The 16,424-nt window shown below is 58.4% G+C and carries 16 protein-coding genes; 5 read left to right on the top strand and 11 right to left on the bottom strand.

Annotation, left to right across the window (positions count from 1 at the left end; all coding sequences use genetic code 11):
• Window positions 1–171: 171 nt before the first annotated feature.
• Together KO539_RS16575 and KO539_RS16570 are read left to right on the top strand one after the other, a co-directional pair.
• Complete coding sequence (locus KO539_RS16575; protein WP_219310594.1) at window positions 172–957, top strand: DUF1845 domain-containing protein; 786 nt, start codon at window positions 172–174, stop codon at window positions 955–957.
• 814 nt (window positions 958–1,771) lie between these two features.
• Window positions 1,772–2,173 carry an AlpA family transcriptional regulator gene (locus KO539_RS16570; RefSeq protein ID WP_257626316.1) on the top strand — a complete coding sequence of 134 codons (402 nt, stop codon included), beginning with the start codon at window positions 1,772–1,774 and terminating at the stop codon, window positions 2,171–2,173.
• Window positions 2,174–2,177: 4 nt separating this feature from the next.
• On the opposite strand, the gene KO539_RS16565 is transcribed toward KO539_RS16570, so the two are convergent.
• The 5 genes from KO539_RS16565 to KO539_RS16545 all read right to left on the bottom strand — a co-directional run bounded on the left by KO539_RS16565 (window position 2,178) and on the right by KO539_RS16545 (window position 7,770).
• Complete coding sequence (locus KO539_RS16565; RefSeq protein WP_219310593.1) at window positions 2,178–3,374, bottom strand: site-specific integrase; 1,197 nt, start codon at window positions 3,372–3,374, stop codon at window positions 2,178–2,180.
• Between the two features lie 397 nt (window positions 3,375–3,771).
• Window positions 3,772–5,382 carry a glutamine-hydrolyzing GMP synthase gene (gene guaA / locus KO539_RS16560; protein ID WP_035818203.1) on the bottom strand — a complete coding sequence of 537 codons (1,611 nt, stop codon included), beginning with the start codon at window positions 5,380–5,382 and terminating at the stop codon, window positions 3,772–3,774.
• A 70-nt stretch (window positions 5,383–5,452) separates the two neighbouring features.
• Complete coding sequence (gene guaB, locus KO539_RS16555) at window positions 5,453–6,913, bottom strand: IMP dehydrogenase (RefSeq protein ID WP_035818200.1); 1,461 nt, start codon at window positions 6,911–6,913, stop codon at window positions 5,453–5,455.
• A gap of 136 nt (window positions 6,914–7,049) precedes the next feature.
• The gene (locus tag KO539_RS16550) at window positions 7,050–7,346 is read right to left on the bottom strand and encodes an RnfH family protein (protein WP_219310592.1); all 297 of its coding nucleotides are present in this window, start codon (window positions 7,344–7,346) and stop codon (window positions 7,050–7,052) included.
• The gene (locus tag KO539_RS16545; RefSeq protein WP_035818194.1) at window positions 7,339–7,770 is read right to left on the bottom strand and encodes a type II toxin-antitoxin system RatA family toxin; all 432 of its coding nucleotides are present in this window, start codon (window positions 7,768–7,770) and stop codon (window positions 7,339–7,341) included. The genes KO539_RS16550 and KO539_RS16545 overlap by 8 nt, the downstream gene beginning before the upstream one ends.
• 93 nt (window positions 7,771–7,863) lie before the next feature.
• Between KO539_RS16545 and smpB the strand changes: the two genes are divergently transcribed.
• Window positions 7,864–8,313, top strand: coding sequence for an SsrA-binding protein SmpB (gene smpB, locus KO539_RS16540; protein ID WP_034752217.1), 450 nt, complete (start codon window positions 7,864–7,866; stop codon window positions 8,311–8,313).
• Window positions 8,314–8,619: 306 nt separating this feature from the next.
• Here the strand turns inward: smpB and KO539_RS16535 are convergent, their stop codons facing one another.
• The gene (locus KO539_RS16535; RefSeq protein WP_035818192.1) at window positions 8,620–8,928 is read right to left on the bottom strand and encodes an H-NS family nucleoid-associated regulatory protein; all 309 of its coding nucleotides are present in this window, start codon (window positions 8,926–8,928) and stop codon (window positions 8,620–8,622) included.
• A gap of 87 nt (window positions 8,929–9,015) precedes the next feature.
• Between KO539_RS16535 and KO539_RS16530 the strand changes: the two genes are divergently transcribed.
• Window positions 9,016–9,363: a hypothetical protein gene (locus KO539_RS16530; protein WP_219310591.1), complete on the top strand. Its 348-nt coding sequence runs from the start codon at window positions 9,016–9,018 to the stop codon at window positions 9,361–9,363.
• Between the two features lie 204 nt (window positions 9,364–9,567).
• Here KO539_RS16530 and KO539_RS16525 read toward each other — a convergent pair whose 3' ends face one another.
• The 4 genes from KO539_RS16525 to ppsA form a co-directional block, all read right to left on the bottom strand.
• Window positions 9,568–10,512, bottom strand: a complete 945-nt coding sequence (locus KO539_RS16525; RefSeq protein ID WP_035818190.1) for an SPFH domain-containing protein — start codon at window positions 10,510–10,512, stop codon at window positions 9,568–9,570.
• A gap of 15 nt (window positions 10,513–10,527) precedes the next feature.
• Window positions 10,528–10,944, bottom strand: coding sequence for an NfeD family protein (locus KO539_RS16520; RefSeq protein WP_035818188.1), 417 nt, complete (start codon window positions 10,942–10,944; stop codon window positions 10,528–10,530).
• A gap of 176 nt (window positions 10,945–11,120) precedes the next feature.
• On the bottom strand, window positions 11,121–11,618 hold the full coding sequence (locus tag KO539_RS16515) for a Dps family protein (RefSeq protein WP_034752224.1): 498 nt from the start codon (window positions 11,616–11,618) through the stop codon (window positions 11,121–11,123).
• A gap of 167 nt (window positions 11,619–11,785) precedes the next feature.
• Window positions 11,786–14,218, bottom strand: a complete 2,433-nt coding sequence (gene ppsA / locus KO539_RS16510) for a phosphoenolpyruvate synthase (protein WP_219310590.1) — start codon at window positions 14,216–14,218, stop codon at window positions 11,786–11,788.
• A 152-nt stretch (window positions 14,219–14,370) separates the two neighbouring features.
• Between ppsA and KO539_RS16505 the strand changes: the two genes are divergently transcribed.
• On the top strand, window positions 14,371–15,219 hold the full coding sequence (locus tag KO539_RS16505) for a pyruvate, water dikinase regulatory protein (RefSeq protein ID WP_035818186.1): 849 nt from the start codon (window positions 14,371–14,373) through the stop codon (window positions 15,217–15,219).
• Here the strand turns inward: KO539_RS16505 and KO539_RS16500 are convergent.
• Window positions 15,216–16,415: an aminotransferase class V-fold PLP-dependent enzyme gene (locus KO539_RS16500; RefSeq protein ID WP_219310589.1), complete on the bottom strand. Its 1,200-nt coding sequence runs from the start codon at window positions 16,413–16,415 to the stop codon at window positions 15,216–15,218. The two genes, KO539_RS16505 and KO539_RS16500, sit on opposite strands and share 4 nt — an antisense overlap.
• Window positions 16,416–16,424 lie beyond the last annotated feature (9 nt).

Here is a 16,424-nt window from a genome sequence, read left to right as displayed (position 1 = left end):
GATGTGGAAACACGCTGTTGCATACGCATCAGAACGTTTTTCGACATTCCTTAGCTGACGTGCGTAGTACTCGCAAATACGCTTCCAAAGCTCCGTGCATTCCTCTTGAATCACCAGAATGGCGAGTACACCATGTCATGTAGCCCCATGGGCATTATTGAGGACATCACCATGAACCACCCAGCTCCCACCCATTTGATCGTCACGCGTGATCAAGGCGAAACCAACAGGAAGTTGCTGGCCAAGGAGGCCGTCGCCGATCTGACACGCGTCGAATCAGCGAGCCGCAAGGTCAATATCACGCTCGCCAGCCCGGAAGGCAAGCGCTTGTACTTGCGTTGCTTCTATGTATCACAAGCGAATTTCCATTTTATTTCCGTCTTTGCCAGGATGAAATTGCCAGCCGAGGATGTCGATAAAGTGGAACAGGAATTGCGCACCATGCTCGACGCGCGCATCGCCCTGGCGAACCAGCGTATCGTCGCTTTCGAGAAACTGTGCCATCAACACGGCATCACCGACTTGGCTAGCTATGACATCGAACCACTTGCCATCGAAGCGAAAGTGTTTTCCATGTTCGGCAGGCGCTTACTGGAATTGATCAGCAAAGTCGACCAGCTCATGCCTATGCTCGAAACCTTGTGCATTGACGAGGCGATCTCGACAAGCGAACTGATCACCGAAAAATCGCAGATCAAGAAAACCGTACGGGCAGTGACCGCTACCACGCGCGCGCTGTCCCTCGGCCTGCTCAAACGCATCAATGCACTGTCCGCATCTGAACGCAAGCCCACCGCACCGAGCAGTCTCCCCTCCCAGGGCGATGATTCAGCCGTTGCTCCCGCGTTCACCGGAGTGACGCAACGAGCAGACCATCCGGCGCCAAATCCGGCCGCTGAGCGGGTTTTAAACATTCCAGTCGTCCCACCCAGCGAAGAGGTACCGGCAAGTCCCTGACGAGCCTTACAAGCCTTCCTGCCCGCATCCCGGATAGGAAGTTTATCCCCCAAATCAGCCGGCACGGAGGATGCCATGTGCCTCACAATGTTACTCCGCAGTGAAGCGCCAGCGGCACCGGCATGGTGCTTAGCGGCGATGCAGACCGCGTTTGGTCCGTCCTATCGAGTGGAACCTGGGGGCGACGGCATATCGCCTCTGGACATGCCGCAACTACAAAGCGGCATAGTAACAATGGTGATCGAGCAGGTATCCAGGTTCGTCCCGCAGGATGTTCGGCGCCTAATCGAATGGTGCCATGCACATGACAAGGTGGTGTTGGCATGCGGGGTTTTAACAGAGGAAGAGCGGGAATTCTACGGACTCAGTCATAGTATCGAACTGGACATCATCGCCACACATGCGCCGCTCTGTATTGAATGGCGTTCCTGCGCCGGCACGCTCCACCTTTTCGAAGAGATGTTCGTGCCAACGCTAAAAGCCGTCCAGCGCACTGCCCACCTCTGTTGTTCCGGCGTACGCTGCCAGCAGCATCGCAGTAGCGCGGTAACCAGTGTTCGACGCACAGGGACACCTCACAAGGGTCCGGAGCGGAGAAGACATCCCGTAGGCTATGCCGATGGCCATGGCAACCGTTTCTCACAGAGTGATCGTCCACCCACCACGCGTCACTGACATAGGTCTCGCGCCAACCACCAAATGCCTTGAATTGCCAGCTGACTAAGCCGGTTTTCAACTTGATGTCCATGATCAGCACAGACACCATGGCGCAGAATCATCTTTCATCTTTCATCGCTCATGGAGACAAGTCATCATGAAATACATCCCCCCTTCGCACCCATCGCCCTTTGCCACCTCGATGCTCCCTACCGCTGGCCAGCGGGCATATGTCGGCGGTCTCATACGCCGGCGTCGCTCCACCCCGCAAGTCGGCCGCCCACTTCGCGTGGCACGTGTCCTGACCGAGAGCGAACTCAAGGTACCGGGCCGGGTTCTCATCAAACGCCGCCAGTTGCTGCAAAAAGTGCCGCTATGCGAGCGCACCATCCTGAACCTTGAAAAAAGAGGGCAATTTCCCCGGCGCTTTACCATTACCTCGCGCCTGGTTGCCTGGGACCTCAAAGAGGTGGACGCATGGATCGCCGAACAGCAGACGGCCGCCCGTCTGCCCGGCGTGCCGCAGGCACACCCAGTACCACGCCGCCCTTCCAAGTAACACCTTAATCTCTCGGCTTTGTCCAGGCGTCGATCATGTCTGCCCACTCCTGCAGCATGGTCCGGCGCTGGACTGAGTATTCAGCCTTGTTGTACACAGCTCTCACTCCCTTCTGCTCGTGTGCGAGACATTTTTCGATCCAATCGGTGTTGTAGCCGGCTTCATGCAGCAGGGTCGATGCCGTTCGACGCAAATCATGCGGCGAGAAGTCGGCCAGCGGCTTCCCGCAGTCTCGCGCTATAGCGCAGACAGACACCAGAATACGATTAAGCGAAGCGCCATTCATCGGCACATCAGGGTCATAGCGCGACGGCAAAATGTAAGGAGACGTACCCGCGCAGGTACGTAGCGCGACGAACATATCGAGCGCCTGGCGTGACAGATAGACGTTATGGGGATTGCGACGCTTCATCCGCCTGGCAGGAATGGTCCACAGAGCATCGGTAAAATTGACCTCGGTCCATGTTGCGTCCGTCAGTTCGGACTTACGCACCATGGTGAGCAACAGTAATTTGCAAGCCAGGCGCAAGGTCGGCGCGCACTGCACGTATTCGATATATTCGTAGAACAGCGCGATCTCTTCGGCACCCAACGCGCGGTCGCGCGGCTCAAATACGGCAATGGATGAGGGAGCAACCAGATCCGCCGGGTTGATTATCTGTTGTCCGCGTTGTTCCGCATACTTGAAGACCAGTTTGACGATATCGCGCGCATGCACGGCCGTCGCAGGGGCGCCACGTGCGAGGATGGCATCGCATACGGAACGCAACTCGTTGTGCGTAATCTCATGCAGCAGGAGACTGCCAAATGGGCGTTTCAGATCGCGTTCGTACACCGAGCGCCGCATATCCCGCGTCGACTCCGCCATTTTGTACTTTACTAACCAACGTTCGGCCCACACGCTGAAAGGCTCCCCATCGGCCAGCTGATTGCGCGATTGGGCTTTGAGCCGCGACGGGGACTTGCCTTCCGATTGCGCTTTCTTCGCTTCCTGCAGGCGCTCCCTCGCCTCGTGCAAACTCAAGCCACCCGCCCCGTACCGTCCAAGAACCAAGGTTTCGTATCGGCCATTGACGCGGTAGTTATAGCGAAACGAGATCGTGCCACTGGGAAGGACCGTTGCATACATACCATCACGATCCGGCACCTTGTAGGCTTTTTCTGCAGGTTTCAGATTTTTCAATTTCGTATCGGTCAACATGGGCACCTCCCATTCATTCACAAGTCTGTACCGGCACCGGACGCATTTCAAACAATCAATCACTGAGTACGAAAAAGTCACCTTAACCACCATCGACGAGGCCCAGATACCCTCACCCCGCCGAGGTTTCCATGAACCTAAAATTAACTTTAAAATCAACTACTTAGCACAAAAAATACCCTCATTGATACCCTCGCCGTGGAAATGGACAGTAAGAACCAAATGTTAAATATTCCTCACGGCAATTTGAGTACCTACAAACATACCCACAAAAAGCCGCGCTTGGCTCTGCCGTGGCTTGCTTGCGTTTGCCAAACAAAATAAAAAAAGCCCCTGAAAAATCAGGGGCTTAGCTGTTTCAATGACCCGGCGTTACCTTACGCTGCCGGATGGGAGATTATTCCCATTCGATGGTCGCCGGCGGCTTGCCCGAGATATCGTAGACGACGCGGTTGATGCCGCGCACTTCATTGATGATGCGGTTGGAGACCTTGCCCAGCAAGCTGTGCGGCAGGTGCGCCCAGTGGGCCGTCATGAAGTCTTGCGTTTGCACGGCGCGCAGGGCCACCACGTATTCGTAGGTGCGGCCATCGCCCATCACACCCACCGATTTGACGGGCAGGAAGACGGCAAACGCCTGGCTCGTCGCTTCGTACCAGTTGGTCGGCACGCTATCCTGGTCGAAGCCAGGAACGACGACCGGCTCATATGGCGTGTTGCGCAGTTCTTCGATGAAGATGGCATCGGCGCGGCGCAGCAGGTCGGCGTAGTCTTTCTTGACTTCGCCGAGGATGCGCACGCCCAGGCCCGGGCCCGGGAATGGGTGGCGGTAGACCATGTCATGCGGCAAGCCCAGGGCCACACCGAGTTTGCGCACTTCGTCCTTGAACAGTTCGCGCAAGGGTTCGAGCAACTTGAGCTTCATGGTGTCCGGCAAGCCGCCCACATTGTGGTGGCTCTTGATGGTCTGGCCTTTTTTACCCTTGCCGGCCGATTCGATGACGTCCGGGTAAATCGTGCCTTGCGCCAGCCATTTGGCATTGACCAGCTTGCCCGATTCGACCTGGAACACTTCGACGAATTCGCGGCCGATGATCTTGCGCTTTTGCTCGGGGTCGGTCACGCCGGCCAGGTGGCCCATGAACTGCTCTTCCGCATCGACGCGGATGACTTTCACGCCCAGGTTCTTGGCGAACATGTCCATCACCATCTTGCCTTCGTCCAGGCGCAGCAGGCCGTGGTCGACGAAGACGCAGGTCAGCTGGTCGCCGATGGCGCGGTGGATCAGCGCTGCAGCGACGGACGAATCGACGCCGCCGGACAGGCCCAGGATGACGTCATCGGTGCCCACTTGCGCGCGGATTTTTTCCACCGCTTCGCTGATGTAGTCGGGCATGTTCCAGTCCGACTTGCAGCCGCAGATTTCATGCACGAAACGGCCGAGCATGGCCTTGCCCTGCACCGTGTGCGTCACTTCCGGATGGAATTGCACGCCGTAGAACTGGCGCTCTTCGTCGGCCATGGCGGCGATCGGGCAGCTCGGGGTGTTGCCCATCAGCTTGAAGCCTGGCGGCATTTCCAGCACCTTGTCGCCATGGCTCATCCACACTTTCAGCATGCCGTGGCCTTCGTCGGTGACGAAGTCGGCGATGCCGTTGAGCAACTTCGTATGGCTGCGGGCGCGCACTTCGGCGTAGCCAAATTCGCGCACCAGACCGTTTTCCACCTTGCCGCCCAATTGAGCCGCCATGGTTTGCATGCCGTAGCAGATGCCCAGCACGGGCACGCCCAGCTCGAACACGGCTTGCGGCGCGCGCGGCGAGTCGCCGTCCAGCGTGGAATTGTGGCTGCCCGACAGGATCACGCCGGCAGCGCCATAGTTGCGCACGAATTCATCGCTGACGTCATACGGGAAGACTTCGGAAAACACGCCGGAATCGCGCACGCGGCGGGCGATCAACTGGGTGACTTGGGAGCCGAAATCGAGAATGAGGATTTTAGAATGCATGGTCGGAGCTTTATTCAAGGTCAATTGCAAAACCGGCGCACTGGGCGCCGGTCTGGACTTTCGTTACCGCTTACTCGGAGCGATAATTTGGCGCTTCTTTCGTGATCTGCACATCATGGACATGCGACTCGCGCATGCCGGCCGAGGTGATTTCCACGAATTCCGCTTTTTCGCGCAGTTCGTCGATGGTGGCGCAACCGCAGTAACCCATCGATTGACGCACGCCGCCCACCAGCTGGAAGATGATCGCCAGCACGCTGCCCTTGTAAGCCACGCGGCCTTCGATACCTTCAGGCACGAACTTGTCGGCCTTCATGGTGGCGTCCTGGAAATAGCGGTCAGCCGACCCATCGGACATCGCGCCCAGGGAACCCATGCCGCGGTACGATTTGTAGCTGCGGCCCTGGTACAGGATCACTTCGCCCGGTGCTTCTTCCGTACCGGCAAACATGGAACCCATCATGACGGTCGAGGCGCCAGCGGCCAGCGCTTTGGAGATATCGCCCGAGAAGCGGATACCGCCGTCGGCGATACATGGCACGCCCGTGCCTTCCAGTGCTTCGGCGACATTCGAGATGGCCGTGATTTGCGGCACGCCCACACCAGCGACGATACGCGTGGTGCAGATCGAGCCAGGGCCGATGCCGACCTTGACCGCATCGGCGCCGTATTCCACCAGCGCCTTGGCGGCGGCGGCGGTGGCGATGTTGCCGCCAATCACTTCCACTTGCGGGTACTTGGTCTTGATCCAGCGTACGCGGTCGAGGATGCCTTGCGAGTGGCCGTGGGCCGTGTCGACCACCAGCACATCGACACCGGCGGCGACCAGCAGGTCGATGCGTTCTTCATCCTTGGCACCGACGCCGACGGCAGCGCCGACCAGCAGTTTGCCCTGGCTGTCTTTCGACGCGAACGGGTGCGAGGTCGACTTCTGGATATCCTTGACGGTGATCAGGCCGCGCAGTTCAAATGCGTCGTTGACGACCAGCACGCGCTCGAGGCGGTGCTTGTTCATCAGGCGCTTGGCTTCGGCCGTATCGGCGTCTTCGTTGACGACCACCAGCTTTTCGCGCGGGGTCATCTTGGCGGAGGCTTCCGCGTCGAGTTCCTGCTCAAAGCGCAAATCGCGGTTGGTGATGATACCGACGACTTCCTTGCCCTTGACGACAGGGAAACCGCTGATGCCGTATTGTTCCGTCAGCGCGATCACGTCGCGGATTTTCATTTCCGGCGGGATCGTGATCGGATCACGCAACACGCCAGCTTCGAAACGCTTCACGCGGGCCACTTCACGCGCCTGGTCCTTCGGATTCAAATTCTTGTGGATGATGCCGATGCCGCCTTCCTGGGCCATCGCGATGGCCAGACGGGCTTCCGTCACCGTATCCATGGCTGCGGACAGCAAGGGAATATTCAGGGTGATATTGCGGGTCAGGCGAGTTTTGAGGGACGTATCGGCGGGCAGAACGTTGGAGTAGGCTGGGACGAGCAGCACGTCATCGAATGTGAGTGCTTTTTGAAGTAGACGCATAGCATTTCCTATTGGCGCAAAAGCAGATTATACAGAAAAAAGCACCCTTCGTCCTTGCAGCATAGAAAAGATATTTGAAAATAGCAAAAAATGGCGCTCGGCCGGCAGCGGCCAGGCTGCCGCCGCCCCTGCCCGCTCAGCCCTTGGCAGGCTTGCCGCCAGCCCGGCGCCGGCGCGCTTCTTTCGGGTCCGCCTGCAAAGGCCGGTACACTTCCACCCGGTCATGCTCGCGCAGGATGGTATCGAGCGACTTCTTCTTGCCATAGATGCCAACCATGTTCACGGCCAAGTCGATAGAGGGGATTTCCCGCAGCAAGCCGCTCTGCTCTACCGCCTGCCCGATGGTGGTACCTGGAGGCACCGTCAAGGCACGCAGAAAGCTGCTATCAGGCAAGGCGTAGCAGACTTGCACCTCGATGTTGGCCTCAGCCATACACCGTCTCCGCGCGCTTGCAGAAGGAATCGACCATGCTGTTGGCGATCATGCCGAAGACGGGACCGATGATCTGCTCGAGCACGCGGCTGGAAAACTCGTAGTGCAGGTCCAGTTCGATCTTGCAGGCATCTTCGCGCAGGGCCTTGAAGGTCCACACGCCGTCGAGGGTCTTGAAAGGACCGTCCACCAGCTTCATCTTGATGGAAGTCGGCGGCACGTTCTCGTTGGACGTGGTGAAGCTTTGGCGCACGCCGTGGTAATGTATGCCCACGCTGGCGACGACCGTGTTCTCGCCCCGCTCGCGAATCTCGACCGCACCGCACCAGGGCAGGAATTTGGGATAATCTTCCACCGCCGCCACCAGCGCGAACATTTGTTCGGCGCTATAGCCGAGAAAAACTGATTTATGTACTACTGCCATTGAAGAACCATTTGCTATGATGTTGGATACATTTGATTTTATCGCGCTTGCGCGAGACAGTAGTTTAACCGACCCGCGCACATTTACCATCTCATGACCATAGCAGACAACAGAAAAGCCTTCCACGACTACTTTATCGAGGATCGCTACGAAGCCGGCATCGTGCTGGAAGGCTGGGAAGTCAAAGCCATCCGCGACGCCCGCGTACAAATCAAGGAAGCCTACGTCGTCGTCCGCGGCGATGAGCTCTTCCTGTTCGGCGCGCATATCAGCGCCCTGCCGACCGCCTCCACCCACATCCACCCGGAAGCCGTACGCACGCGCAAGCTGCTGCTGCACCGCACGGAAATGGATAAACTGATCGGCAAGGTGGAACGCTCCGGCTATACCCTGGTGCCGCTCAACCTGCACTACAAGGGCGGCCGCGTGAAATGCGAAATCGGCCTGGCCAAGGGCAAGAAACAGCACGACAAGCGGGCAGCGGAACGCGACCGCGATGGCGCGCGCGAAGTACAGGCGGCAATGAAATCGCACCGCCGCTGATCCGGTACTGCACGCAGCGTGCTGCGCCGACACCATCAAGCCCGGCTATATGCCGGGTTTTATTTTTGCCGGTGCCTGCGGCAAATGAAAAACATGGCGCGACGGGATGAAAACAGGAGAAGGAAAGAGATACGGCGGAAATAAGACTAGTATGGGCGAAAATACCGGGAAGATAAGCGATGCGAATCCGCTTTGCCTGCTTGGCCAAAGACGATAAATCAGGAAAGTTCCGGATGCTTGCATGCTGCCTTGTACTACACCTGTACTACTCCACAGGACAAGCATCCGAATGAATGGCGTATTACATTACACCTTCAGCAGATCACGCGACTTGCCCGCATCGGTCCACTCTTTGACCCATTTCGGTTGACGGCCACGGCCAGTCCATTGCTGCGTCGCATCATCCGGATTGCGATAGCGTACTGCGACCGTGCCGGTTTTAGCGCGGATACCCGTGCCAACCAGATCTTTGACGGAAACGCCAACGCTTTGGGCAATTGCCAGGATTTGCTCGCGCGCTTTGGACAGATCGTCCTGTTCGCGTTTCTTCATTTGCTTCTTGATGTCGTCCTGCAAGGTGCGCAGTTCGGACAGGGATAAGCTGGACAGATCCATGATATTTCCTTGTGTGAGTTGAAAAATATAACTGAACAGTTAAATTCTATCCAATTGTAACGCGACTGAGGTGATTTTTCTTCAGATTTGATTGTTTTTTACAATTCTTTTACCAAAAAACCGACTTCCCTGGCTTTCGAACACTGCAAACCTTCAATCCCCGGAACATCCATCGCGCGCAAACAGTCTGCGCAAGCGTCCCTGCTTTGGGCGACTGCGATTCAATACAGCGCCATCGGCAGTATTTATTTTGCAGCACTTTTTGTTTCATTGCAATTTATAGTAATTATAAATGGCAATTCAAAATATACATGGGAGCAATACTATCGCCAATTCAGCATCGGCTACCCAAACACCTCCCAAGCATCCGTCGCGGATATCGGCGCAATCATCGCCACGTATGCGCAGCAGATTCTACTTCAATCAAAAAGATAAGCGTCGCACGACAGCATATAATCCCGAAAGTGCGCACAGCATAGCATAAAGAAAATATTTCAACGTTATGGATTCAAGCGCAGATACTCGAGCCCGGCTGCCGACATATATTCCAGCGGCGCAAATGAAAACTGCCCGCGATACGGCGGGCAGTTTTTGACGACAAACTTGCTACGGATTTGCTATTCACCCATCCAGCGGCAATCAGGGAATCGCCACGCCGCCTTTCGGCTTCTGCGTTTTCACCACCTGCATCGCCGTGGCGATCAAGCCGCTCATATCGCCCAGATTGGCCGGCACGATAATCGAGTTATTTGTTTTTGCCAATTGCGCGAACGCGCCCACATACTGCTCTGCCACTTTCAGATTGACGGCATCTTCCCCGCCCGGCTCACGTATGGCCGCCCCCACCTGGCGCAGCGCCTCGGCGCTGGCCTGCGCCAGCGCGACGATGGCCGTGGCCTGACCTTCGGCACGGTTGATCGACGCCTGCTTTTCGCCTTCGGAGCGGGCAATGGCAGCTTCGCGCTCACCGCTGGCGATATTGATCTGCTCCTGCTTGCGCCCTTCCGAAGCGGCGATCAGGGCGCGCTTTTCGCGTTCGGCCGTAATCTGCGCCTGCATCGCATGCAGGATTTCCTTGGGCGGCGTCAAATCCTTGATTTCATAGCGCAATACCTTGACGCCCCAATTCGCCGCCGATTCATCGATGGCATTCACGATGGCCGTATTGATATGGTCGCGTTCTTCAAATGTCTTGTCGAGTTCCATTTTACCGATCACGGAACGCAAGGTCGTTTGCGCCAGTTGCGTAATGGCGGCAATATAATTCGACGAGCCATATGAAGCACGCATGGCATCGGTAATCTGGAAATACAGAATGCCATCGACCTGCAATTGCGTATTGTCGCGCGTAATGCACACCTGCGGCGGCACGTCGAGCGGGATTTCCTTGAGCACGTGCTTATAGGCGATGCGGTCGACAAAAGGCACGACGATATTCAGGCCAGGGCCCAATACCGCATGGAACTTGCCCAGGCGTTCCACCACCCAGGCATGCTGCTGCGGCACCACATTGACCGTCTTGAAGACAAATACCAATGCCAGCAATAACAAGATCAGCGACACGCTTCCAGTGCTTACTTCCATAATCTACTCTCCAGGTTATTCAACAATCAAACGGCTGCCACGCACGGCACGTATGGTGTAATGACCGGCCTGCGTATCGCTGCCGGGAATCAGTTCCACATCCCACAAGGCGCCGCGGTACATGACGCGCGCCGCGCCATCGACCCAATGCGCGACCGCCACGCTTTGGCCGATATCGAGATTCACATTCGGATCCTGCGCCGCATCGCGCCGCGCCGCCTTGCCAAAACGGCTGCGCCGCAATAACAAAGTGGCCGCCACGCCGACAATGGCCGCCGTCAGAGCTTGCCAGCCACCATTGCCGCCCGCCAGCGCCACCAGTCCTCCGGCACTGATGCCGATGGCGATCATCAGCAAATAAAACGTGCCCGTAAACAGCTCAAGGATCAATACCGCGCCTGCCGCCACAAACCAGCCTACCCATTCAGCCATGATGCCTCCATCTTTGCGAATCCGAAAATAAAAAACCCCGCAGCCTATATAAGCGACGGGGTTTAATGCGTATGACTGCCTGATATTATTCTTGCCAAACACCTATATACAAGCAGTCTAACGCAATTCCTGATGGCGTCAATAGGCAGGGGCGAATTAGCGCCGCAGGCCCGGCATTACTCTTCCAGCAGGCTGCGCAGCATCCATGCCGTTTTTTCATGCAAATCGAGGCGCTGCGTGATCAGGTCGGCCGTCGGCTGGTCATTGGCCTTTTCCAGCAAAGGGAACAGGCGGCGCGCCGTGCGCGCGGTCGCTTCCTGCGCCGACACCAGGTGGCTGACCATGTCCAGCGCCGGCGGCACGCCGTCGATTTCCTTGATCGAGGCCAGCTTCACGAATTCCTTGTAGGTACCCGGCGCCGGATAGCCGAGGGCGCGAATGCGCTCGGCGATCAGATCCAGCGCGGCCCACTGCTCCGTGTATTGCGTCATGAACATCAGGTGCAGGGTGTTGAACATCGGCCCCTTGACGTTCCAGTGAAAATTATGGGTCATCAGGTACAAGGTGTAGCTGTCGGCCAGCAGGCCGGACAGGCCTTCCGCGATCTTCGCGCGGTCCGCCTCGGAAATGCCGATGTCGATCTTTGCCACTTTGCTCGGTTTCTTGCTTGCCATGAGAACTCCCGTTTCAATGTATTGGTGGAATCATTTTAGCTGATCTGGCGCAAGCCCATCGAATACTGCCGTGCGCCGCATGGTTATCGCCTGTCCCTGCGTGACGGGCATAAAAAAACCCGCTGCCAGGTGAGCGGCAGCGGGTTTTCAGAGGGCGATAAAGATGCTTACGCTTTCAGCGCAGCCAGCTTTTGCCAGGTGTCGATCACCGAGTCGGGATTCAGGGACATCGATTCGATGCCCTGCTCCATCAGCCAGACGGCGAAGTCAGGATGATCGGAAGGACCCTGGCCGCAGATGCCGATGTACTTGCCGCGTGCCAGGCAAGCCTTGATGGCCAGGGCCAGCAGGGCTTTCACGGCAGGATCGCGCTCGTCGAAGTCGGCGGCCAGCAATTCCATGCCGGAATCGCGGTCCAGGCCCAGGGTCAGCTGGGTCAGGTCGTTCGAACCGATCGAGAAGCCGTCGAAATGGTCGAGGAACTGGTCGGCCAGAATGGCGTTCGACGGCACTTCGCACATCATGATGACGCGCAGGTCGTTCTCGCCGCGCTTCAGGCCATTTTTCGCCAGCAGGTCGATGACTTTCTCGGCCTGGCCCAGGGTGCGCACGAATGGCACCATGATTTCCACGTTCGTCAGGCCCATGTCATTGCGCACGCGCTTCATCGCTTCGCATTCCATGTTGAACGCTTCGGAGAAGTCGGCCGACAGATAGCGCGCCGCGCCGCGGAAGCCCAGCATCGGGTTTTCTTCGTCCGGCTCGTAGCGCGAACCGCCGATCAGCTTCTTGTACTCGTTCGACTTGAAGTCGGACAGGCGCACGATGACTTTTTTCGGCCAGAACGCGGCGGCGATGGTGGCGATGCCTTCGGCCAGCTTGTCGATGTAAAACGCTTTTGGCGAAGCATGGCCACGCGCCACCGATTCCACGGCCTTTTTCAGGTCGGCGTCGATGTTCGGGTATTCGAGGATCGCGCGCGGATGCACACCAATATTGTTATTGATGATGAATTCCAGGCGCGCCAGGCCCACGCCCGCATTCGGCACGGACTGGAAGTCGAACGCCAGCTGCGGGTTGCCCACGTTGAGCATGATCTTGGTGTCGAGCTTCGGCAATTCGCCGCGCGACACTTCCGACACTTCCGTTTCCAGCAAGCCATCGTAGATCTTGCCTTCGTCGCCTTCCGAGCAGACGACGGTGACGAACGTGCCGTCTTTCAGCACGTCGGTGGCATTGCCGCAGCCGACGACGGCAGGCACACCGAGTTCACGCGCGATAATTGCTGCGTGGCAGGTACGCCCGCCACGGTTGGTGACGATGGCCGCAGCGCGCTTCATGACCGGTTCCCAGTTCGGGTCGGTCATGTCGGCAACGAGCACGTCGCCTGGCTGCACGCGCTCCATGTCGGCCGGGTCGTGAATCACGCGCACTGGGCCGGCGCCGATCTTCTGGCCGATGGCGCGGCCCGACGTCAGCACGGTACCCGTGCTTTTCAGCTTGAAGCGTTCCTGCACGTCGGTCGCCTTTTGCTGCGACTTGACGGTCTCGGGACGCGCTTGCAGGATGTACAGCTTGCCGTCGCGGCCATCCTTGCCCCACTCGATGTCCATCGGACGGCCGTAGTGGTTTTCGATGATGACGGCGTACTTGGCCAGTTCCACCACTTCGCTGTCGTTCAGCGAGTAGCGGTTGCGCATTTCGACGGGCACGTCGACGGTTTTCACGGAACGGCCAGCTTTCGCTTCGTTCGTGAATTCCATCTTCAGCAGCTTCGAGCCGATATTGCGGCGGATCACGGGCGACTTGCCTTTTTCCAGCATCGGCTTGTGCACATAGAATTCGTCGGGATTGACGGCGCCCTGCACCACGGTTTCGCCCAGGCCATAGCTGGAGGTGACGAAGACCACGTCCTTGAAGCCCGATTCCGTGTCGATGGTAAACATCACGCCGGCCGCGCCCAGGTCGGAACGCACCATGCGCTGCACGCCGGCCGACAAGGCCACTTCAGCGTGGGTAAAGCCCTTGTGTACGCGGTACGAGATGGCGCGGTCGTTGTACAGCGACGCGAACACCTGTTTCATGGCGTCGAGCACGTTGTCGATGCCGACCACGTTCAGGAAGGTTTCTTGCTGACCAGCAAAAGAAGCATCCGGCAAGTCTTCCGCCGTGGCGGAGGAACGCACGGCAAACGACATTTCGGTATCGGAATCGGCTACCAGTTTGGCGTAGAACTGGTCGATTTCGGCGGCCAGGCGTGGCTGGAATGGCGTTTCCACGATCCATTGACGGATCTCGGCACCGGCTTGCGCCAGCGAGCGCACGTCATCGATGTTCAGCCCTTCGAGGCGCTGGGCGATGCGTTCGGCCAGCGGCAAGCCGCCATTGGCGCTATACGACAGGAAATCGCGGAATGCCTGCGCCGTGGTGGCAAAGCCACCGGGCACGCGCACGCCGGCTTCCGCCAACTGGCTGATCATTTCGCCCAGGGAGGCGTTCTTGCCGCCGACGGATTCGACATCCGTCATGCGCAAATGCTCGAACGAGGCAACATACACCGCGTCCTTGTCTTCCTGCTGTTGCGATACTGCGTTGGTCATAATGACACCCTTACTGATGATAGAAATCTTTACGCGCGGCGCACAGACAGTCTTCTTGTTATTCTTGGCGTCGTGCAGCACAATCATACCGTTGCAGCCATTTTACCTTGTGCGGCGCAAATTGACGACGCACAATCTTGATCCGAAAACCCATGACACAAGAACCACGCCCTCCTCTGCCCTCCGCGGCCCGCACCGTCTTCTTCGTTTCCGACGGCACCGGCATCACCGCCGAGACGTTCGGCCACTCGGTGCTGACGCAGTTCGATCTGCGCTTCCGCCAGATCCGCCTGCCCTTCATCGACACCATGGACAAGGCCTACGAAGCGGCGCGCAAGATCAACGAAGCGTTCGCCACCGATGGCCAGCGCCCGATCATTTTCTCGACCCTGGTGAAGAACGACCTGTCGGCCGTGATCCGCAAGTCCAGCGGCATGCACATGGACCTGATCCAGACCTTTGTCGCCCCGCTGGAGCAGGAGCTGGGCGTGATGTCGACGCATACCATCGGCCGCTCGCACAACATCGTCGACAGCGAGGAATACAAGAACCGCATCGAGGCGATCAACTATTCGCTGGCGCACGACGATGGCCAGTCGCACAAGAATCTGTCCTCGGCCGATGTCATTCTGGTGGGTGTTTCGCGCTCTGGCAAGACCCCGACCAGCCTGTACCTGGCCATGCAATACGGTATCAAGGCGGCCAATTATCCGCTGATTCCCGACGATTTCGAGCGCGACAAGCTGCCTTCCGCCTTACTGGAATTTAAGAATAAAATTTTCGGATTGAGCATTACGCCCGAACGTTTGTCGGAAATACGCAACGAAAGACGCGCTGGAAGCAAGTATGCGGCCATCGAAAATTGCCGTTACGAGGTCAACGAGGCGGAAAAAATGATGAAACGCGAGGGCATCCGCTGGCTGTCGTCGACCACCAAGTCGATCGAGGAGATCTCCACGACCATTTTGCAAGAGATTAAGCCGAACCGCCGCGAGTACTAGAACGCCTCGCTGGCCAGCACCGTCAGCGCGGCGACCAGCTGGTCCAGTTCACCGGTGGTGGTCGTGACGGCCACCGTGGCGCGCACGACATCGGTAGCGCCGATATTGCGCTGCACGGTAAATACACCAAAGCGCTGCAGCAAGGCTTGCTGTAGTGCGCGCGCGTCCATGCCGTCGACGGCAAAGGCGACCAGCGCCGTGCCGCGCGCCGCGTCCAGCGGCGACAGCATGCGCACGCCGGGCAGTTGCGCGGCGCGGCTGACCCAGTAATTGCGCAGCCAGGCCAGGCGTTCGTTCTTGGCCGGCGTGCCGCCCAGGCGCGCATGAAAATCCAACGCGGCGGGCGCTGCCAGGATGGCGCCGATCGGCGGCATGCCCATGTGCAGGCGGCTGCGGATATCGTCCAGCGGATAGTCATCATCGCCATAGTGCGGCTCGATCTTGTGCAACTGCGACGCGCGGATATACACGACACCGAGTCCCGCCGGCGCGCCCAGCCATTTATGCAGATTGAAACCGGCGAAATCGACGCCCATGGCTTGCACGTCCACGTCGACCTGCCCCAGCGCATGGGCGCTGTCGAGCAGCACGTCGATACCATGCTCGCGCGCCAGCGCCATGATGGCTTTCACCGGCAGTTGCTGGCCGTTGGCCGGCGTCACCTGCGACAGCAGCAGCAATTTTGGATTGACGGCCTGGCGCATGGCTTGCGCATAACGGGCGATGATCTCGTCATCGCCGATGGGCAGGCTCAGTGTGACTTGCGTGCTGGTGACGCCACGGCGCTGCGCCAGCCAGCGCATGGCCGTGCGCATGGCCGGATAGTCGAGATTACTCCACAGCACCGTATCGCCGGGCGCCAGGCCGTGGTATTGCGTGATCAGCACCTGCATCGATTCGGTGCCGCTGCGGGTCAGCAGGATCTCGTGCGGTTGCGCGCCGATCAGCGTCGCGACGCGCTGGCGCAGGATATCCACATGCGTGCGCGTAAACTCGCCGCGTACAAAGGGACTCAGTTGCTCGTTGGTGTAGCGCACGGCCTGCTCGAAGGCCGCTTGCACGGGTGCGGCCATGGCGCCGAAATAGCCATGTTCGAGATTGACGATGGCGTCCGGCGGCGCGGGATACAACGCGGCCACCTGGCGCCACCAGGCCGCGTCACGGGCAGCACCGTCGGCTAGCACAGGGAAAGACATGGCTATCTT

This window comes from Janthinobacterium sp. NKUCC06_STL (assembly GCF_019345455.1).
GTDB classification, from domain to species: domain Bacteria; phylum Pseudomonadota; class Gammaproteobacteria; order Burkholderiales; family Burkholderiaceae_D; genus Janthinobacterium; species Janthinobacterium rivuli.
The sequence above is the reverse complement of the archived record's forward strand: the minus strand, read 5'-3'. Positions and strand labels throughout refer to the sequence as shown.

Bases quoted from the DNA above. Each gene is read 5' to 3' on its own strand.
- KO539_RS16565 (WP_219310593.1), bottom strand. From the start codon at position 3,374: ATGTTGACCGATACGAAATTGAAAAATCTGAAACCTGCAGAAAAAGCC.
- KO539_RS16525 (WP_035818190.1), bottom strand. From the start codon at position 10,512: ATGGAAGTAAGCACTGGAAGCGTGTCGCTGATCTTGTTATTGCTGGCA.
- guaA (WP_035818203.1), bottom strand. From the start codon at position 5,382: ATGCATTCTAAAATCCTCATTCTCGATTTCGGCTCCCAAGTCACCCAG.
- KO539_RS16520 (WP_035818188.1), bottom strand. From the start codon at position 10,944: ATGGCTGAATGGGTAGGCTGGTTTGTGGCGGCAGGCGCGGTATTGATC.
- KO539_RS16535 (WP_035818192.1), bottom strand. From the start codon at position 8,928: ATGGATCTGTCCAGCTTATCCCTGTCCGAACTGCGCACCTTGCAGGAC.
- KO539_RS16515 (WP_034752224.1), bottom strand. From the start codon at position 11,618: ATGGCAAGCAAGAAACCGAGCAAAGTGGCAAAGATCGACATCGGCATT.
- KO539_RS16505 (WP_035818186.1), top strand. From the start codon at position 14,371: ATGACACAAGAACCACGCCCTCCTCTGCCCTCCGCGGCCCGCACCGTC.
- KO539_RS16575 (WP_219310594.1), top strand. From the start codon at position 172: ATGAACCACCCAGCTCCCACCCATTTGATCGTCACGCGTGATCAAGGC.
- KO539_RS16570 (WP_257626316.1), top strand. From the start codon at position 1,772: ATGAAATACATCCCCCCTTCGCACCCATCGCCCTTTGCCACCTCGATG.
- ppsA (WP_219310590.1), bottom strand. From the start codon at position 14,218: ATGACCAACGCAGTATCGCAACAGCAGGAAGACAAGGACGCGGTGTAT.
- KO539_RS16545 (WP_035818194.1), bottom strand. From the start codon at position 7,770: ATGGCAGTAGTACATAAATCAGTTTTTCTCGGCTATAGCGCCGAACAA.
- smpB (WP_034752217.1), top strand. From the start codon at position 7,864: ATGACCATAGCAGACAACAGAAAAGCCTTCCACGACTACTTTATCGAG.
- KO539_RS16500 (WP_219310589.1), bottom strand. From the start codon at position 16,415: ATGTCTTTCCCTGTGCTAGCCGACGGTGCTGCCCGTGACGCGGCCTGG.
- guaB (WP_035818200.1), bottom strand. From the start codon at position 6,913: ATGCGTCTACTTCAAAAAGCACTCACATTCGATGACGTGCTGCTCGTC.
- KO539_RS16550 (WP_219310592.1), bottom strand. From the start codon at position 7,346: ATGGCTGAGGCCAACATCGAGGTGCAAGTCTGCTACGCCTTGCCTGAT.